General features: G+C 50.9%; 14 protein-coding genes. 12 read left to right on the forward strand and 2 right to left on the reverse strand.

The features are described from left to right. Positions 1–7 precede the first annotated feature (7 nt). Genes QSV34_RS01835 through QSV34_RS01865 form a run of 7 tightly spaced genes read left to right on the forward strand, consistent with a single transcriptional unit; the run spans position 8 to position 8,807 of the window. On the forward strand, positions 8–1,957 hold the full coding sequence (locus tag QSV34_RS01835; protein ID WP_289151492.1) for a bifunctional 5-dehydro-2-deoxygluconokinase/5-dehydro-2-deoxyphosphogluconate aldolase: 1,950 nt from the start codon (positions 8–10) through the stop codon (positions 1,955–1,957). Continuing rightward, positions 1,944–3,797, forward strand: a complete 1,854-nt coding sequence (gene iolD / locus QSV34_RS01840) for a 3D-(3,5/4)-trihydroxycyclohexane-1,2-dione acylhydrolase (decyclizing) (protein WP_289151493.1) — start codon at positions 1,944–1,946, stop codon at positions 3,795–3,797. Before QSV34_RS01835 ends, iolD begins: the two co-directional genes overlap by 14 nt. Further along, complete coding sequence (iolE, locus tag QSV34_RS01845; protein WP_289151495.1) at positions 3,794–4,681, forward strand: myo-inosose-2 dehydratase; 888 nt, start codon at positions 3,794–3,796, stop codon at positions 4,679–4,681. The genes iolD and iolE overlap by 4 nt, the downstream gene beginning before the upstream one ends. Before the next feature lie 53 nt (positions 4,682–4,734). Next, on the forward strand, positions 4,735–6,240 hold the full coding sequence (locus QSV34_RS01850; RefSeq protein ID WP_289151497.1) for a CoA-acylating methylmalonate-semialdehyde dehydrogenase: 1,506 nt from the start codon (positions 4,735–4,737) through the stop codon (positions 6,238–6,240). Between the two features lie 18 nt (positions 6,241–6,258). Continuing rightward, positions 6,259–7,269: an inositol 2-dehydrogenase gene (iolG, locus tag QSV34_RS01855; RefSeq protein WP_289151499.1), complete on the forward strand. Its 1,011-nt coding sequence runs from the start codon at positions 6,259–6,261 to the stop codon at positions 7,267–7,269. 2 nt (positions 7,270–7,271) lie between these two features. Beyond that, positions 7,272–8,159 (forward strand): MBL fold metallo-hydrolase, encoded by an 888-nt coding sequence (locus tag QSV34_RS01860; RefSeq protein ID WP_289151500.1) that lies wholly within the window; start codon positions 7,272–7,274, stop codon positions 8,157–8,159. Positions 8,160–8,165: 6 nt separating this feature from the next. Next, positions 8,166–8,807, forward strand: a complete 642-nt coding sequence (locus QSV34_RS01865) for an HAD family hydrolase (RefSeq protein ID WP_289151501.1) — start codon at positions 8,166–8,168, stop codon at positions 8,805–8,807. A gap of 57 nt (positions 8,808–8,864) precedes the next feature. Here QSV34_RS01865 and QSV34_RS01870 read toward each other — a convergent pair whose 3' ends face one another. Beyond that, the gene (locus QSV34_RS01870; RefSeq protein ID WP_289151503.1) at positions 8,865–10,217 is read right to left on the reverse strand and encodes an MFS transporter; all 1,353 of its coding nucleotides are present in this window, start codon (positions 10,215–10,217) and stop codon (positions 8,865–8,867) included. A gap of 71 nt (positions 10,218–10,288) precedes the next feature. Then, positions 10,289–12,760, reverse strand: a complete 2,472-nt coding sequence (locus tag QSV34_RS01875; RefSeq protein ID WP_289151505.1) for a TonB-dependent receptor — start codon at positions 12,758–12,760, stop codon at positions 10,289–10,291. 712 nt (positions 12,761–13,472) lie between these two features. Here QSV34_RS01875 and QSV34_RS01880 point away from each other — a divergent pair. The 5 genes from QSV34_RS01880 (at position 13,473) to QSV34_RS01900 (ending at position 19,483) form a co-directional block, all read left to right on the forward strand. Continuing rightward, complete coding sequence (locus tag QSV34_RS01880) at positions 13,473–14,012, forward strand: SCO family protein (RefSeq protein ID WP_289151507.1); 540 nt, start codon at positions 13,473–13,475, stop codon at positions 14,010–14,012. Positions 14,013–14,028: 16 nt separating this feature from the next. After that, positions 14,029–16,995 (forward strand): galactose oxidase-like domain-containing protein, encoded by a 2,967-nt coding sequence (locus QSV34_RS01885; protein ID WP_289151509.1) that lies wholly within the window; start codon positions 14,029–14,031, stop codon positions 16,993–16,995. A 111-nt stretch (positions 16,996–17,106) separates the two neighbouring features. After that, positions 17,107–17,838, forward strand: a complete 732-nt coding sequence (locus QSV34_RS01890; RefSeq protein WP_289151511.1) for a 5-oxoprolinase subunit PxpA — start codon at positions 17,107–17,109, stop codon at positions 17,836–17,838. Next, on the forward strand, positions 17,838–18,554 hold the full coding sequence (gene pxpB / locus QSV34_RS01895) for a 5-oxoprolinase subunit PxpB (RefSeq protein ID WP_289151513.1): 717 nt from the start codon (positions 17,838–17,840) through the stop codon (positions 18,552–18,554). The genes QSV34_RS01890 and pxpB overlap by 1 nt, the downstream gene beginning before the upstream one ends. A 17-nt stretch (positions 18,555–18,571) precedes the next feature. Further along, positions 18,572–19,483, forward strand: coding sequence for a 5-oxoprolinase subunit C family protein (locus QSV34_RS01900; protein WP_289151515.1), 912 nt, complete (start codon positions 18,572–18,574; stop codon positions 19,481–19,483). The last annotated feature ends 74 nt before the right edge of the window (positions 19,484–19,557 follow it).

A 19,557-nucleotide genomic window follows, 5' to 3' on the forward strand; every position in this document is an offset into this window, starting at 1 on the left:
CAATGCTGTGACTACAGCCAATTTTGACGTTATCTGCATGGGCCGTGCAGCGGTAGACTTATATTCCCAGCAGATCGGTGAATCCCTTGAAGACTGCCGGTCGTTCAACAAATACCTGGGAGGATCGTCGGGAAACATAGCTATCGGTGTGTCCCGATTGGGGTTAAAAACTGCCATGCTCACCAGGGTTGGCGACGAGCAGATGGGCCGTTTTGTAACCAGTGAGTTACGGCGCAATGGTGTCAATACCGACCACATATCTCTGGATCCGACTCGGCTCACAGGACTGGTTTTACTGGGAATTCAAGATACCGAGAGCTTTCCGCTACTTTTCTACCGCGACAACTGTGCTGATATGGCGCTGGAGGAGCGTGATATCGATGAGTCATTCATCGCATCGTCCCGAGCGCTCGTTATAACCGGCACGCATTTTTCCACTTTGGAAACTTTCCAGGCATCCAAGCTCGCCCTTGCCTATGCGGAAAAGCACCAGGTAAAGCGAGTTCTGGATATTGATTACCGGCCGGTGCTGTGGGGGTTGACTGCAAAAGGTGATGGAGAAACGCGCTATATCAGTGCTGAATCAGTTACCGAGCACCTTCAATCCGTGATCCCTCATTTTGATTTGATTGTTGGTACAGAAGAAGAGATCCACATTGCCGCAGGTAATGAAAACACATTGCAAGCAGTGAAGAAGATTCGTGAGCTCAATCCGAGTGCCACAATTGTGGTCAAACGGGGCTCTCTGGGCTGTGTGGTTTTTGACCAACAGAATATCCCGGAAGAACTGGATGGCGGCATTGTCTCCCAGGGCAGGAAAGTTGATGTTCTCAATGTGCTTGGGGCCGGAGATGCGTTTATCAGTGGTTTTTTGCGTGGCTGGATCAGGAATGACAGCATTAACAAATGTTGTGAGTACGCCAACGCCTGCGGCGCGATTGTGGTTTCGAGGCATGGTTGTTCTCCTGCTATGCCCACCGAAACAGAGCTGAACTACTTTCTGTCGGAACACCAGGCGCCAATTGACCCGGCATCCGATGTCATGCTCAACCACCTTCACAGAGTAACAACAAGGCAAGACAAACATCGCAGTGTCTATGCACTGGCTTTTGATCACCGCAAGCAACTATTGGACATGGCGGATGAAGCAGGAGCCTGCCCCAGTAAACTGTTCACACTGAAATCACTGATCGCCAAGGCTGCTGTAAAAGTCTCACAGGAAGAAAATCTGGAAGGCTCTGCGGGTATCCTGGTGGATGACACTTATGGCCAAAGGGAGCTGTTCTCGACAAGAGAGTCAAACCTCTGGGTGGGCAGACCGGTTGAGTTGCCCGGGTCACGCCCCATCGCCTTTGAGGGTGGGGAAGATATCACATCGACCCTGAGCAAATGGCCAAAACACCATGTCGTCAAGTGCCTGGTTTTTTACCACCCGGATGATTCCGTTTCGATGCGAGAGACACAACACAAACGAATCAAATCCCTCTACCGGGCATGTGTACGTCAAGAACTGGAACTGTTGTTAGAGATTATTCCGCCCAAAGAATCGAAGGTGAGTGACGACACTATAGCCCGCTGTATAGAAAATTTTTATCAAGAAGGCATTTATCCCGACTGGTGGAAATTGCCCGCCCAAACTACTGAGGGTTGGAAACAGACAAATAACGTCATCGAATCACACGACAGGTGGTGCCGGGGAATACTCATCCTTGGCCTTGAAGCACCGATGAATGTTCTTCAGGAAAGTTTCCTTAACTCAGTACAGGCTCCATTGTGCAAAGGATTTGCGATTGGCAGAAGTGTATTTTCTGAACCATCAAAGCTCTGGCTAAGAGGCGAGATGAACGATACTCAGTTAGTGGATCAGGTTGCAGAAAATTATCGGGAAATTGTCCACATGTGGAAGCAGCGCGAAAATCAAATTTCTCAAAGTGAGAACAATCATGCCCACCGTTAAACTCACGATGGCTCAGGCGCTGGTTAAATTTCTTAGCCAGCAGTACGTTGAAATTGATGGCACTGAAGAACCACTCATTCCAGGTGTTTGGGCTATTTTTGGTCACGGCAATGTAGCCGGTCTTGGCGAAGCACTGTTTCACGCCCAAGATAAAATCCCGACCTATCGGGCACACAATGAGCAGGCAATGGCTCATGCTGCTATCGCGTATGCAAAAGCAAAAAACAGAAAGCAAGTATTTGCCTGCACCACATCCATTGGGCCCGGCGCAACCAATATGGTGACAGCCGCTGCGCTGGCCCATGTAAACCGGCTGCCAGTGCTTCTGTTAGTCGGTGACACCTTTGCCACCAGAATGCCCGATCCGGTGTTGCAGCAATTGGAAGATTTCTCCGACCCCACAATTTCTGTCAATGATTGCTTTAAGCCGGTGTCCCGTTTCTGGGATCGAATTACCCGCCCTGAACAGCTTATCCACAGCTTGCCTCGGGTTATCCAGACACTTTTAGACCCGGCTGAATGTGGGCCTGTAACGTTGTCACTTCCGCAAGATGTTCAGGCAATGGCTTACGAATTCCCTGAAAATTTTTTCAAGGCCAAAACACATCGCATACGCAGACCTGAGCCCGACTTGCACGAGCTGAAGTCTGCCATTGATATTCTTCGGCACGCCAAGGCGCCACTGATCGTTGCTGGTGGCGGCGTTAAATATTCAGACGCCGGTGATCTTCTTGCTGAGTTTTCAGAGCGAAAAGGAATACCCGTTGTTGAAACACAGGCGGGTAAAGGCTCTCTGCCCTGGAATCATAAATTTCAAGCGGGAGCGGTCGGCGTTACCGGCACAACTGCAGCAAATGCACTCGCGCAAAAAGCCGATGTAGTACTGGCAATTGGTACTCGTCTTCAAGATTTCACAACGGCATCTCGAACGCTATTTGCCAAGAATTGCAAACTTGTCGGGTTGAATATATCGCCACCAGATTCAATGAAACACGAATCAGTGCCGCTGGTAGCGGATGCTGCGCGAGGCCTGCATATATTGAGTCGTGACCTGGGAAACTATTGCTCACCCACTGATTGGCAGGAATTCGCAAAATCCCAAATTCGCGATTGGCATACATTGAGAAACCAATTGATCGCTGAAAAACCCAGCGAGCTACCAGGTGATGCGGAGGTTGTGGGTGTTTTAAACCACGCCGCGGTAAGTAACGGCGCTGTGGTTTCGGCTGCAGGAGGGTTGCCTGGAGAGCTGCATAAGCTGTGGAATGCCTCAGGGCCGAAAGGATATCAATTAGAGTATGGCTACTCTTGTATGGGATACGAAATTGCCGGTGGTTTAGGTGCCAAAATGGCCATGCCAGATTCAGACGTCTACGTTCTTGTCGGAGACGGAAGTTACCTGATGATGAACTCCGAAATCGCGACCTCTGTCTCCCTCAATAAAAAACTGATCATTGTCGTTCTGGATAACGGCGGATTTGGTTGCATAAATCGCCTGCAAAAAGGCTGCGGCAGTGCACCATTCAACAATTTGCTGAAAGATTCGGCACCGAATGATGGCAGATATTTCCAGGTGGATTTTGTCGCCCATGCTGCCGCTATGGGTTCCAATAGCGAAGAGGTGGCCAATCTGACTGAGCTTGCCTCTGCCATTGAGCGGGCAAAGTTGTCAGAGAAAACATACACCATTGTGATGAAAACTGACCCTGAAAAGCGGTCTCTTGCTGGGGGAGCCTGGTGGGATGTGCCAGTTTCAGAAACGTCCAGTTCGCCCGATGTGATGGAAGCGCATTCCTCGTACCGGCAAGCCAAGGTTCAACAATTTCAGGCAGTAGAATGACAGTAAAAATCGGTGTTAATCCATTATCCTGGACCAACGATGACCTTCCGAGCCTGGGCTCACATATCCCTCTTGAGCAATGTCTTTCCGAGGGCAAAGAGGCCGGGTACCAAGGGTTTGAACTGGGAAACAAATTTCCGAGGGATCCCTGTGTCTTGCAGCCACTGATGCAAGCATACGATTTAGAGATTATTTCCGGCTGGTTCAGTCTTGAATTACTCAACAACAGTGTTGAGAGCCAAATTCAAAAATCTCAAGACCATATAAAACTTCTAAAGGCAATGAATTGCACAATATTTATTGCCTGTGAGGTCAGTGGTGCAATCCATTCTGATATCAATACTCCGCTGTCAAAATCACCCAGGATGAATGAACAGGACTGGTGCCGACTGACTTCTCGCCTAAACGAATTTTCGGACTATTTGTTATCGGAAGGGCTTCAGCTGGCGTATCACCACCACATGGGCACAGTGATCGAATCTGAAGCCGACGTGGATCGCCTTATGTCAAGCACCAGCGAGAGCGTAGGGCTTCTTCTGGATACTGGTCACATTACCTACTCTGGTGGTTCTCCACTCAATCTGATTGACCAGTTTGGCGGTCGAATTTGCCATGTTCATTGTAAAGATATTCGACCTCAAGTGCTTGAGGAATCTCGTCGAGAGGATTGGAGTTTTTTGAACTCGGTGTTGGCAGGGGTTTTCACTGTTCCAGGCGACGGGTTCATTAATTATCGAGAGCTGGCCGTTAGCCTGGCATCAATCAACTACTCCGGGTGGTTGGTGGTGGAAGCTGAACAAGATCCATCGCTCGCCGACCCTTTCACCTACGTATCAAACGGCTTTCAGCACTTACGCAATGCTGTAACAGAAGCTCGTCTATAACGTAGCTTGTTGCAGATACCTTACACCAAAAAATAATTTATCAGGATCAGTATATGACCCATACCATCCACCACTTCATCAATGGAAAAATTGCTGAAGGCACAGGCCAGAGCTTCTCTCCAGTGTATGACCCATCCACCAGAACAGAGATAGCTAAAGTGGCTCACGCAGCTCCCGACGACGTTGAAAACGCAGTGGCGTCTGCTAAAGCCGCGTATGAAAGCTGGTCAAACTGGACGCCCCTGAATCGTGCAAGAGTCATGTATCGGTTCAAAGCACTCCTTGAGGAAGACGCGCAAAGTATTGCAGAACTCATCAGTAAAGAGCATGGAAAGGTAATTGATGACGCTATGGGTGAAGTAACTCGCTGTCTTGAGGTTGTGGAATTTGCCTGTGGAGCACCTCACTTGCTGAAGGGCGATGTCACCGAAAATGTCGGCACCAGAGTTGACAGCCACTCCCTTCGTCAGCCGCTGGGCGTGGTGGCAGGTATTACGCCTTTCAACTTTCCACTCATGGTGCCTGGATGGATGTTCCCGGTGGCTCTGGTCTGCGGGAATACGTTTATATTGAAGCCCTCCGAAAAAGACCCATCTGCCTCACTGCGGATCGCGGAATTACTGAAGCAGGCGGGGCTCCCCGATGGTGTTTTCAATGTTATTCAAGGTGATAAAACTGCAGTAGATGCGCTTATCAAACACCCGGATGTTCATGCAATCAGCTTCGTCGGCTCTACGCCAATTGCCAGCTACATTTACACAACGGGAGCAGCCCATGGCAAGCGCGTACAAGCACTGGGTGGCGCCAAAAATCATATGGTTATTATGCCGGATGCGGATATCGAACAAGCCTCTCAGGCGCTGATGGGGGCTGCTTATGGTGCTGCAGGAGAGCGCTGTATGGCCATATCGGTAGCCGTGGCTGTAACCGACGCGGTTGCCGACAAACTGGTGGCCAGCCTGAAAGACAAAATTGCACAACTCAACGTTGGCCCATATTCAGATCCTGATTCACAGATGGGCCCACTGATCTCCGAGGCTCATCGAGACAATGTAGTGCGGTACATAGAAATGGGTGTGGAGGAAGGTGCAGAGCTGGTGGTTGATGGGCGTCAACATAAAATTGACTCTGTTGATCATCAGAACGGTTACTTCCTGGGGGCGAGTCTTTTTGACCGGGTATCAGAGCGCATGACCATCCACAGTGAGGAAATATTTGGCCCGGTATTGTGCATTGTGCGGGCCAGAAATTATTCCGAAGCGGTTGGCATTATCAATCGCCACAAATACGGCAATGGTACCTCCATATTTACTCGCGACGGTGACACCGCGAGGGCATTTGGCAATGAGATTCAGGTTGGCATGGTAGGGATTAATGTTCCTATTCCCGTTCCCATGGCATTCCACAGTTTCGGAGGCTGGAAACAGTCGTTATTTGGTGATCATCACATCCACGGCTCTGAAGGTGTTCGCTTCTACACCAAGTTAAAAACCATCACAAGCCGCTGGCCAACTGGTCAACGCCTTGATCCTGACTTTGTTATGCCAACCATGAAATAAAGTTCAGGAAGCCTGTAGATGAAAAAAATTCACCAAATTTGTGTGATCGGTGCCGGGAGAATCGGCCGCTTGCATGCACAAAATATCTGTGAGCGAGCCGATGCTCAATTACGTTGTGTCGTTGATATAAATGATGCCGCAGCTGAACAATTGGCTAAAGAATTGGGAGCGCGTTGGTGTTCTCTTGACGAAGCACTGAATGACGCTGAGATTGATGCCGTGGTGATTGCAAGTTCAACGGACACCCATGTGAATCTCATTCAGGCTGCAGCAAGGGCAGGCAAGGCCGTGTTTTGTGAAAAGCCAATCGACCTGGATTCTGAGAAGGTCAAGGCGTGCCTGAATGTCGTTGAGCGATGCAGTACCCCTTTATTTGTCGGTTTTAACCGCAGGTTTGATCCCAATTTTCAGCAACTGCATAAAGCCATCAATGATAAATCCATCGGTGATTTGGAAATGATACAAATCACCAGCCGCGACCCAGGCCCTCCACCATCAGATTATATTCGCGTATCTGGTGGGCTGTTTCGTGACATGATGATTCATGATCTGGATATGGCCCGTTGGCTTTTGGGTGAAGAACCTGTTGAAGTGTATGCCACTGGGAGTTGTTTGGTGGATTCGGCTATTGCCGAGCACGGAGATATTGACTCTGCACTTGTCACACTGAAAACCGCTTCCGGCAAACTTTGTCAGATTTCAAATAGCCGCAGGGCGGCATACGGCTACGACCAACGTATCGAGATTCTTGGTTCGCAGGGTATGATCCAGGCCGAAAACGTATCATCGTCCAGCGTCGTCATACACGATAAACACGGAATTCGTCGGGACTTGCCGCCTTATTTTTTCCTGGACAGATACCATCAGGCGTACAAAATCGAGATGAATGAATTCATCGACTCATTGAACGGACAGCCTCCAAAAGTAACCGGTATAGACGGGGCAAAGGCTCTCGAACTTGCCGACGCCGCGCACCGTTCCTTTCTGCAGGGGCGGCCTGTGCAGATGCCGCCAGAGTCCGAGGGCTAAAAGTGATTTGTAAGTTTCTCGGAACCAGTGGCGCGCAGGGTTTCCCTCCAATCTACGGGCGAAATGACTTTTATACATCACTGAGAGAAGAAGAACCTGATGAGGTGAGAACTCGCACGGGATTTCGAATTGGCAGGGAACATCAGATTGACCTTTCGCCGGACATTGCTTATCAGCTGCGAAGGTACGGCAGTGACATGTACGACATCAGGCACCTGTTGATAACACACACTCACGCCGACCATTTCGCTCCGCAAGAGCTATTTGACGCATTATCTATGTGCTCAGAAGAGCCTGCCAGCACTAATACGGCTCCAATCAATTTGTACCTGAGTACAGCAGCACATGAATGGTTAATTGATCGTTACCTGCCTGTGCACCACGGTTTCTTAAATAAAAAGCGCCTAAAAGATTTGGAGCAGTTCCTGAATATTCATTGCATAAATTACTTTGAATCGTTCCGTGCTGGCGATCTTGAGGTTGATGCGGTAAAGGGCAATCATCACGCTCTCGGCGTCAATGAGTCTGCACTAAACTACCTGGTGCATTCACCATCGAGGAGCATATTGTTGGCGTGGGATACCGGGTTCTATCAGGATGACACCTGGGAATATCTGCAAGGGAAAAGAGCAGACACCGTGGTCATGGAAGCAACATTTGGCCCCTGGAAAGACAGAGGCCATATGAATGACACCCATATGAATTTTGATACATTCCACAATCAGCTGGAAAAAATGTCAAAGATTGGTTTTATTGACAGCAACACCCGTATCTACGCCACTCACATTAGCTCCGCTTTGCATATGTCCCATCAGCATCTTCAGGCTCAGCTGGATACCTACGGGTTCGGAACCCTGCTGGCTAAAGATGAACTCGAATTCCAGTTTTAATTCCAGATGAAAAAGCAGGTTCAAAAGATGTTAATAAATTTTGATTACGATGGTGTCATCGTCGATTCGTTTGACGAATTGTTAGATATTGCCATTAGAGCAAGTGAAGAATTCCCCGCAAGCCGTAAACCTGCGAAAGAAGATTTTCACTCAATTGAGAACCTCACTTTCCTGGATTTAGGCCAACTAATCGGCCTAAACGGCGATGACGCCAAACAGTACTCTGATGCAGTATTTAGTGAGCAAAAGAAAAGCTGGTCAGTCTCACTGTTTCCAACGATAGCCGAAGTGTTTTCGGAGCTGTCCAAATATCACACTCTGGTGGTGATCACCGCCAGCGAGAGTCAGGTTGTTTCTGAAAACCTGACAGCCTTGGGAATCAGAGACACAATCACCAAAGTGTTGGGTGGTGAGCTCGGCCTTTCAAAGTCTGATCGAATTGACATGGTGTGCAAAGAGCTTGGTTTTGAAAAGTGTGAGACGCTGATGGTAGGGGATGCCATCAGTGATATTCGCCAGGGAAAGCTGGCTAATGTAACCACTGTAGCCGTCACTTGGGGGTTTCAAGACAAGCAACTTCTGGCTCGGGAACAGCCAGACTTTCAAATAAGCGAACCTGCCGAACTGCTTGAGATATACCCAAAATAGCGCTCAAAAAAATTGCGTGCTGATTTTCCATTCAGCACGCAATTCACGACCCGGAAATTACGCTTCGATCCTGCTTCCAACCTTTGCCTTTCCGTACTTGTGATTTAGCAAGTAAGAAGACACGAAGCCTATGCAAGCGAACCCCAGCATAATCATGAAGATTCTATTAAAAGCGGTTTCCGGGGAGAAGTTGTCCATTTGATAGCCATATATGGCGTAGGCAAAAAACATGGGGGAATAGCCAATAAAGGCGGCCACTGCCATCGCTCCGCCACTGATTTCTTTTGGAATCTTCATCTCGCCGATAGGCGCATAATAGACGCCTCGCCCGAGATACAGCAAAAACGACAAACATATCAGTAGACCAATAGTCACATACAGCATGGCCTGATCTCTTGGCAGTACCAAAAGTACGAAAACGCCTATTGCGAGCAAGGCCAGCAACAGTTTCAAGTAGCGCATGGGTGATTTAAACACATTGTCAGCCAGCACGCCGGAAACGGGTGACGCAATCATGCCGGTTACAGAGGTATTTACCAGGCCAAATATCGCCCCGGCAAGAACCGGAAGAACAAACACACTATTGAGAAAAGGAAGAAAAAATTGCAGGCCAACGAAAGAGGCGTAAATACCTGCAGCAGTCACACCAACCAACCACACTTGAGGCATTTTCAGGACCAAAAAAAGATCGGAGATTGCCTTCTTGTTACGGTACTCGCTGGTCTCCCCGGCGTGATCTTCTTTTGGCAAAACAAAGAAGTTAAGAGCCGCCATGATGATCATCATAATTGCAGAAATGACCATAGCAACCTTGATGCCCAAGGTTGCGCCGATGACAGTAAAAACGGCAACTGCCAGCATGTTTTGAAGTAACTCCGTTGCTCGTCTTATCATCTCCAAAAATCCGAACGCAGTACCCTGGTGATCATCAGCAGCTACTCGTCGAACCATTCCCATGACCGCTGGCCAAAAAATTCCCATGGACTGAAACCCCATTATGCCGAACACAACCAGCAAAACAGGATAGCTTGGCGATCCAGATATGATCAGCACACAAATACCGTTCGCCAAAAGACCAAACGTAATCAACAGCCTGGGGTCGATTCGATTCTGTACGTAGCCCAAAACGGCAGAAAACAGCACGCCCAAACCGGTAAGGCTCATCAAAATCCCAAACTGGGTATTGTTGACGCCCAGGGTATTGATGAATGGGTCGTAAAGAACACTTCGGATCGCCTGAAAACAAAATATCGTCTGGCTTCCTATGGACAGCACCAGGAATTGCACCATCATGCGACGATTAAATCCCAGCTTGGACAGAATTGCGTTGAGTTTATCTTTAACCATAACCACCTTTCCCAGCCCCAAATCTGCCATTGTTAACAAAAAATGGTGGTGTACCGCTTGCACGATACACCACCAAAACTGCTACAGAAGCAGAGGGGGACAGATCACTAGAAGATGAAAACTATTGCATTGAATTATAGAAAATTATATTTCAATGAAATGCCTGCTGACCGTGGCATACCGCGGGTAATACGGCGAAATCCATTTGCACCCTCGCCGCCGTCCAAAGCAACGGCATAACTCTCATCAGTCAGGTTCTTGGCCCAGATTCCCACAGTCCAGTTACCTTCTTCTGGTGAGAGTTCAATGCGTGCGTTGACCAATGAATAGTCATCAATCAATTTACGTCGATCTTCCTCAACGGTGCGGGTGAATGCCTCGTCGCGGTATATGTAATCGATGGAACCAAACAGCTTATACCCGGAGCTGAGAGGAAGTTCCGACCAAATTGCTGCCCGATAGGTAAGTTCTGGCGCATCTGGAATTCGGCTGCCTTCGATGGCTTCGATCTTCGACGGACTGGTGGCGATACGGTTACCGGTAAACTCGACAATCTCGGTATCCATGATATTGACGTTGGCATCGATACCAAAGTACTCATTGGCGAACCACTTCACTTCAAACTCCGCACCTTTGATCTCAGCGTTGCCCGCATTAACCAGGGCGCCGCCTTGAGTGAAAATCGGGTTGCCCTGACTATCAGTACCAACCTGAAGGCGCTCGGCAGCGGACAGGCGAATATCTTCATAGTCCATCATAAAGAAGGCGCCATTGAAGCGAATACCTGCGTCTACCCAATCTGTTTTGAAGCCGACCTCAAACGCGTCTACTGTCTCGCCTTTAATCGGATTGATGGCTTCTGCCAGGCTGGTTACCGCACTGCCATCAAATCCACCTGCTGATTGCCCGGTAGAAATATTGGTGTACAGCAAAACATCATCAAATGGTGTCCACTCCAGGCCGAGCTTGTAAGTAGTGCTGCTCTCGTCTACTACCGGAGATTCGTCAATAGGGAAATTGCGATTTGCGTCCATCAGCGAAATGGCCAGACCAAAGTCATTTCCGTCAAAAGCCTGAACGTTGTATTGGCGATTCTCGTCGTTGTAACGGATACCACCAATTGCCTTCACGTTATCAGAGAGGTTGTATTCGGCATTTGCAAACAATGCCCAATGAACGACATCTTCCGTGTATGCGGTGTGGAAGGTTCCCAGGAAATCATTTCCACCTTTAAACGGGAAAGGAGTGTCCACAACAGCCGCCAGCTGGTCGTTCAAGAAAAACGCACCAACTGTCCAAAACAGGTCGCTGTCGTCATTGCTCACCATGCGGATCTCCTGACTGAAGACCTGATTGTCCGTCACCATGGTTTGCTCTTGCTCGGAGATAGACGATACATCCGTATTGTCACGAACAACTCGATAGAGATCGTTAAATCCGGTCAGTGTTGTCAACGTGGCGTTATCCAGGTCAACATCAAAACGCAACGTCCAGCCCAGGTGCCGGTGGTCGTAAGTCGGGTCGGTGATATTGTGGGCAATAGTGAACGGGGTTGTGGGCAACAGGTTTCCTGCTCGATCCCTTACCGGAAGGCCATCGGTACCCAGCGGGCCGCCATCAACGCCTTCAATCTCCCGCTGAAGAATCTCGGAGTCGTCAGTGTAATACTGAACAGCAGCATACATGCTGACATTGTCCGCCAGGTATGACTGAATCGAACCACGAACGGCAAACTTGTCCAGATCGCCGTAATTGTCATCAGCGGCAATGGTTGGAATAGAGGCCACGTAGTTTTCATAGGCTTCCTGGATAAAACCATCTGGCCCCAAGTCATCGGCAGTAATCAGGCCGCTATCCAGATGCTTGTCAAAATTAAAACCGAGGTCTGTTACCAGTGCAGGGAAATTACTTCTGTCAACGTTTGTCGTGCCAACAGATCTCATATAGCCATCGGACTGCTGAACCTTGAACGCCAATCGACCGTTTGTGCGTTCAGTTAATGCGCCACCGATAGCACCGGTGATGTCCAGTTCCTCAAAACTCCCGTATGACACGTCGAGATAACCATCAGTTTCTTCTGTTGGCTTCTTGGTAATCAGGTTTACTGTACCGCCAGTTGCCGCCAAGCCAAATAAGGTGCCCTGCGGCCCTTTAAGTACCTCAGCCCGTTCCAGGTCAAAGGTAGGGAAGTTCAAAAACTGCGAACGAGTGTATGGCACCTCATCCACGTGAACCGCATTGGCAGAAGCATTCGCCGGCCCGGTAGCTTGCAAGCTGACACCACGGATGACGACAAATGGATCAACACCATTACTGCCTCCGGTAAACTCCACACCGGCAGCCAATCGGCCCAGATCACGCACATCTTCGACCCCCATACGGTCGAGCTGTGTTCCAGAATAAGCCTGTACCGAGATACTTACATCTTGGGCACTCTGTGGTCTTTTGGTTGCCGAGATGACAACCTCTTCCATGATTTCCCTGTTCTCTTCTTCTGCCCATGCAGTGCCCGCCAAGGCAGCATTGCAAACGGCTAAAGCAATCAGATTCGGCGCAAATTTGGAAGTTTTCGCGCTCACATTTTTCCAATGGGTCAAGCTGGTCATGTCACTCTCCTCTTAATCTTTGGAGACATGGTGGAAAGGGGTAAACCTCAATCGAGCGCAGCTATATTACGAACTGTATATTTCATTTTGGTTACTTATTTAGAATTATTTTTCTATTTTTGTTGGGTGGGAGAATAACCCAGGCAGAGGAAGGTATAACTAGTTGGTTTTCTTATGAAATCGGGCAAGCAAGGGGGCTGCGGCACAATGATTGGCTGCAATTTAACAGGTGCTTTGTTTCAGCGTTAATCTCGAAAGGGTTGTTACCTTTGAGTGCGATTTGGTGGTTTGTAATCATTAGTTGTGGTCTAAAAATCGGTAGCTGATGTCGCCGGTTTTTTGTTTCTGATGACGAATATCGTTACTAACGCTTCCTCCTTCCTACTATTTCCTTATCTGTTTTCTTGCCACTCGTCTGGTTAAAAGTGCGATTTGTCGTGTCTGCATTTTTTGCGTGCTAACCATCCAAAGAATGACTTCACGGTTTGCCTGCTAATAAATTCAGCTACTTATCAATAGTAATTAAAGCTGGCTATTAATTTAAAAGTGTTAGTTTTTAAGATCTCTTGATTAATCTTTTAGTGCTTATCTATTGATCGAAAATTAATACTTAAATACTATTTTTCGTGAACTGTGTCACACAAACAGTGTGAATTCATCCCAACTACACTTTTTTGCCAACCAAAAACACTGCCTACCAAGGAGGTTAGACGTGATTTTTCGTGTTCTTTTGGGAGCTCTTGCTCTCTGGAGTGGGCTTGCTCACGCGCAAGACTCTTATCCCTGGCAGCTGCAATTCAAAACTGCAGAGCGAACAGTGGAGCTTTCAGAAATGGCCGGTGAGCCACTGTTGTTGAGTTTCTTTTTCACCAGCTGCCCTTACGCCTGTCCCATGCAAACCGCCAACTTGAGGCAAGCGCAGAAAAATCTGCCGGAACAAGTGAAAGAAGGCACCCGGTTTGTCTCCATCTCTATCGATCCCAAGCGGGATTCTGTGAAAAAAATTGACACCTTTGCCAAACGCCACGGTGTAGACGACAGCCACTGGTTTTTCGGCCGCGCTGAAAATCCCCAGCTGCAAGAGCTGCTGGACAAGTTGGCGCTGGAAACCGTCGGTGAAGGGGATGAGCTGGATCACCAGATGTCGGTCTTTTTGATCAATGGCGCTGGCCAGGTGGTGCAGCGTTATGTCGGAGACTCCCTTGAGCCCGTCAGGGTTGCTCGCGATATCACTTATTTGACGCATAACTAATAACGAGGAAATTTTAATGGCTATCAAAGGAATAAAACGCAGCGCGTTGGCTGCAGCAATTGGCTTGTCGAGTGTCACCGGGGTGTTTGCTAATGACACCCAGGGAGCCTGGGGGGATGTGTTTGACTGGAACCTGATTCCCATTCATTCCGTGTTGACCCCGGACGGTCGTGTGATGACATTTGGCACACACAATACCGGTGTCCAGGGAGGGGAATTGCACTACAGCATTTGGGACCCTGCCCTGGGAACCGGCGCCAACGCCTTTACGTTGCTGCCTAATACCACGCCCACGGATATTTTTTGTGCTGCCCAGATCATACTGCCAAGTAGTGGAGAGATAATGCTGGCCGGTGGTGATAATGGCGGCCCCGGTAATTCGGGCAACAACGGCACCACGCTGTTTGACAGCGATAACGACAACATCAGCAACCCCGGCCACGCCATGGCCTACCCCCGCTGGTATCCCACCACAATTGCGCTGCCCAATGGTGAGGTGCTGGTTCAGGGGGGCAGTAACAACGGTGTGCCCGGTACCGGTATGTTGACGCCAGAAATTTACTCCCCGGCAACCGGTTGGCGCAGCTTGATGGGAGCCACCAGTGCCTATGCCTATGGCGATGATTTTAAACGTTGGTGGTACCCGCGCAGCTGGGTGTTGTCCGATGGACGTGTGTTTGGGGTTGCCGGCCCGGCCATGTACTTTCTGGATTACGCCAATAATGGCTCGGTGACCAGTGCCGGCACTTTCCCTTATGGCAATATTGGCGCTACCTCAACAGCGGTGATGTATTCACCGGATAAAATTCTTCAGCTGGGTGGTGGCCACTTTGAAAATGGTGGTGGCCCCAATGCATCTGGTGTTGCGTCGATTATTGACGTCAGTGGTGACTCGCCCAGCGTCACCAACACCGACAGCCCACAGTATGCCCGCCACTGGGGCAACGTTACCTTGTTGCCCGATGGCGATGTATTGTTGACTGGCGGCTCTTTGCAAAATGCGGGTATTGCTTTTGGTTTTTACAACGCCGCTGAAATCTGGGATCCGGATACGGAAAACTGGACAACACTGGCCGCTGAACAAAATGCCCGTCTGTACCACAGCACCGCCATTCTGTTGCCAGATGCCACTGTGCTATCTGGCGGCGGTGGCGCACCGGGGCCCGTCGACAACCTCAATGCCCAGATTTTTTACCCTCCCTACCTGTATAACGGCGATCAGTTGGCGCCCCGGCCCAGCTATACCATTGCGGAAACTGAGCTGGATTACTCCGACGATGTGGCTATCCAGGTCACATCAAGCCTGGCTATTGACCGCGTCACCCTGGTGAAGACCGGCGCCGTGACCCATTCCTTCAATAACGATCAACGCATTGTGGAAGTACCATTTACCGCCAGTGGCAACACCCTGACGTTGTCGATGCCAGACAGCGCCAGCGCAGCCACTCCCGGTTTCTACATGCTGTTCGTTATCGATTCCGAGGGTACTCCCAGTGTTGCCGATATTATTCACCTGAAACCCGGCGGTGGTCTGGAAAATCTGGTGGATGACAGCGGCTTCGAATCCATTGCTGCACCAGCGGGTAGCTGGACCGAATACGACTCCGGCGCCACCTTTGGCCCCTGGAGTATCGATAGCGCCGTGAGTGTGCAATCCAATACTCACCACGGCCTTGGTGCCGGTGGAGCCAGCGGCAGTAACCATGTAGATTTGAATGGCGACACGCCGGGGGAAGTATCCCAAACCATCGATGAACTGGAAATAGGGGAGAAATACAACCTCAGTGTGAAATACGCGTTGCACAGTTTTGCCGGCGGTACCGCCAGTGCTTCCATTGCCATCGCGGATGTGGATGAAACCATCACCGCCACCAATGTGGGTAGCAGCAACTGGCTCACGGCTACCTACCAATTTACTGCCACTGGAACCAGTGAAGATTTGACCTTGGCTGGCGTCAGCGGCAGCGATTGCTGTGGTGTACTGGTGGACGATGTCACTATCTATAAGGCGCCCCCGGAACCGCTGGTAAAAGATGGTGGCTTTGAAACCACCTCAGCACCGGCAGGCGCATGGACAGAGTACGCCTCCGGCTCCACCTTCGGCCCCTGGACTGTCAACAGCGCTGTGAGTGTGCAATCCAACACCCACCACGGCCTGGGTAATGGCGGTGCCAGTGGTCAAAACCACGTGGATCTGAATGGCACCACACCGGGGTCAATCTCTCAGACCATAACCGGTTTGCAGGTGAACCAGGCTTACAACGTCAGCGTCAAATACGCGCTACACAGCTTTGCTGGTGGCAGCGCCAGTGCCTCCATTGCCATCGCGGATGTGGATGAAACCATCACCGCCACCAATGTGGGTAGTGGCAACTGGCTCACGGCTACCTACCAGTTTACCGCCACGGCAACCAGTGAAGATTTGACCCTGGCTGGCGTCAGTGGCAGCGATTGCTGCGGTGTGCTGGTGGACGATGTGGCCATTGAACAAGCACCCACTGCACCTTTGGTACAGGATGGTGGCTTTGAAACCATCCCGGCACCTGCCGGCGGCTGGCACGATTACGCGGCGGGCTCCGCGTTCGGCCCCTGGCAGATAGATACGGGTTCTGTCAGCGTTCAGTCCAACACGCACCATAATCTGGGCGCCGGTGGTGCCAGTGGTAGCAACCACCTGGATGTGAACGGCCCTCCCTTGGGCAAAGTTTCCCAGGTGATCGATAACCTGGTGGCTGGGCAAGATTACAGCTTGACCTTCAAGTATGCCCTGCACAGTTTTGCCGGAGGTGCCGCCACTGTGGACGTCACTATTTCCGACCTGGATGAATCTCTGTCGGTATCCAATGTGGGAACGGGGCCCTGGCTGACCGCCACCTACCAGTTCACGGCGTCAGGTACCTCGGAAACCTTGTCGTTCGAGGGCACTAGCGGCAACCCCTGCTGCGGTGTGCTGCTCGACGATGTCAGCATTCAAGCGGAATAACAGTCAGTCGCAAGGAAGCCCATTTGCCCCACCCGGTATCGGGTGGGGCTTTTTCGTTTCCGGGAAATCATTGAAGCGATATACTCTGCCTTCTTATATAAAGGGCACACTATGCAACTCAACGGCGACCTCGGCGAAAGTTTTGGCCCCTGGAAAATGGGCATGGATGAACAGCTAATGCCCCATCTGCACCGGGCGAATATTGCCTGTGGTTTTCATGCTTCCGACCCGGTGACTATGGATCGCACTGTGGCGCTGGCGGTTAAGCACGGCGTTACTATAGGCGCCCATCCCGGCTATCCGGATTTGCAGGGTTTTGGTCGCCGCTCCATTCCCTGTAGTCACGATGAAATTGTCGCTCTGATCACTTATCAGGTGGGCGCGTTGGCAGCTATCGCTTATCGCCACAGCGCTACCCTGGCTTATGTTAAACCGCATGGCGCCCTGTATAACGACATGATGGCTGATGACGCGGTCTGCTCTGCCGTGATGGAAGCAGTGGCCGGTTGCGCCGGTGATCTTTCACTGGTGATGTTGTCCACCGCTGAAAACTCTCGCTATCTGCAAATGGCCCAGCCTCTGGGTTTGCCTCTGGAATTCGAGCTGTTTGCTGACCGTGCCTACGGCGACGATGGTCGCCTGGTGCCCCGCAGCCAACCCGGTGCGGTATTGCATGACAGTAAGCAAATTACTGAACGTATGCAGCAGCTATTGGCCAGTGGCGAACTGGTCAGCATTAATGGCAAACCACTGCGGCTGCAGGCCGATACCCTGTGCGTACACGGCGATAACCCGGACGCGGTGGACGTGGCTCGCCAGTTGCGCCAATTGCTGGACGGGTGATGGACGCACAATTTCCCAAAGTGATTGCCGCTGGCGAAGAGGCGGCTTTGATCTATCTGGCGGATCAATCTGGCGATACCGTACTGTCTTCTATCCAGCAACTCTGTGCCAACCTGGAACAAGCCAAGCCACCCTGGCTGGTGGAGTTGGTGCCTTCGTTTACGTCGTTGATGGTGTATTACGATGTGCTGCAAGCGAACTTCTCTCAAGTACAGGCGCAACTGAATCAGCTGTTTGAAAATAGTGGGCAAGCTGAAGGCGCAGCGTTTGGAAGAACATTGCAAATCCCTGTGTATTACGGCGACGAGGTGGCGGAAGATCTCGGTCGGGTGAGTGAGGCCACTGGCCTGAGCCCTGAACAAATTATTCAACTGCACACCAGCACCGACCTGCGCGTGTACGCCCTGGGGTTTCGCCCCGGCTTTGGCTTTATGGGGTCACTGCCAAAACAATTGCGAGTGCCGCGCCTGGCTACACCGCGCCAGAGGGTGCCGAAAGGTGCGGTGGCCATTGCCGAAGCACAGGCGGCAGTGTACCCGGATGTCAGCCCCGGTGGCTGGAATATTATTGGCCGCTGTCCAATTTCCATGTTTAACCGACGTACTAATCCACCCGCGCCATTCCTGCAAGTGGGTGACCGGGTAACATTTACCGCCGTGGGGCGTTCGCAATTTCTGGAATTAGCCGAAGAGAATGGAGGTGAGATATCGCTCTGACGGTTATTTCCCCCGGTGTGCTGGCCACGGTGCAGGACAGGGGGCGTCTGGGTAGCCAGCATCTCGGCATTGGTGTCGGTGGCCCCATGGACGCCCACGCCTTTGCCTGGGGGAATCGCTTGCTGGAAAATTGTGCCGACGCTGCCCAGATAGAAGTCTGTTTTGGCAATTTCCACGCTCGCTTTGCAGCCACCACCTGGATCGCTTTGACTGGCGCAGATTTGGGTTGGCGCCTGGATGGTAAGCCGCTGGTTCCCTGGGCCAGTTATCGAGTACGGCCCGGCAGTGAACTGCGAGCGGGTATTGCCAGCACCGGCGTGCGCGGTTACCTGGCGGTGGCCGGTGGTTGGCAGTTGCCCAAGGTGTTCGGCAGCTGCGCCACGGTAATGGGGGATCGCCTGGGTGGGTTACGTGGAGGTGAACGGGTGCAGGCTGGTGATCAAATAGCCTGTGATAGTTGGGATAACCGTTCTGCTACTTTTGGCGGCTATCAGGTACCGGAAAAATTTATTCCTGAGTTTGGCGCCGCCATTACCTTGCGAGTTCTGCCCGGCAATCAGTTTGAGCAGTTTTCCCAGCAGTCTCGCCAGCAGTTTTTTGCTCAGGACTACCAACTCAGTAACCGCTGCGACCGCATGGGGTGCCGCATGGATGGCGAGCCTATGACTGATGTGCCCGGCAGTATGGTGTCAGAGGCTGTGCCGCTGGGGGCCATCCAGGTGCCCAGCGATGGTTTGCCCATCGTATTGCTGAATGACCGCCAGACCATTGGTGGTTATCCGAAATTGGGTTCCGTTTACCAAGTAGATTTGCCCAAATTGGCTCAGGCACGGCCGGGGGATCGGGTGCGTTTTGTGGAAGGCGATCTGGAAGAGGCGCAGCGAGAGCTGCGCGAATTTAAGCAGTTTTTTGCAGTGCCCTTAGTCTGACTCGTAGCCCGGGTAAAGCGCAGCGGAACCCGGGGGAATTTGTCGGGGAGCCTCCCGGGTTCCGCTGCGCTTTA

The sequence above is a fragment of the Porticoccus sp. W117 genome, assembly GCF_030341905.1.
Taxonomy (GTDB): domain Bacteria; phylum Pseudomonadota; class Gammaproteobacteria; order Pseudomonadales; family Porticoccaceae; genus SCSIO-12696.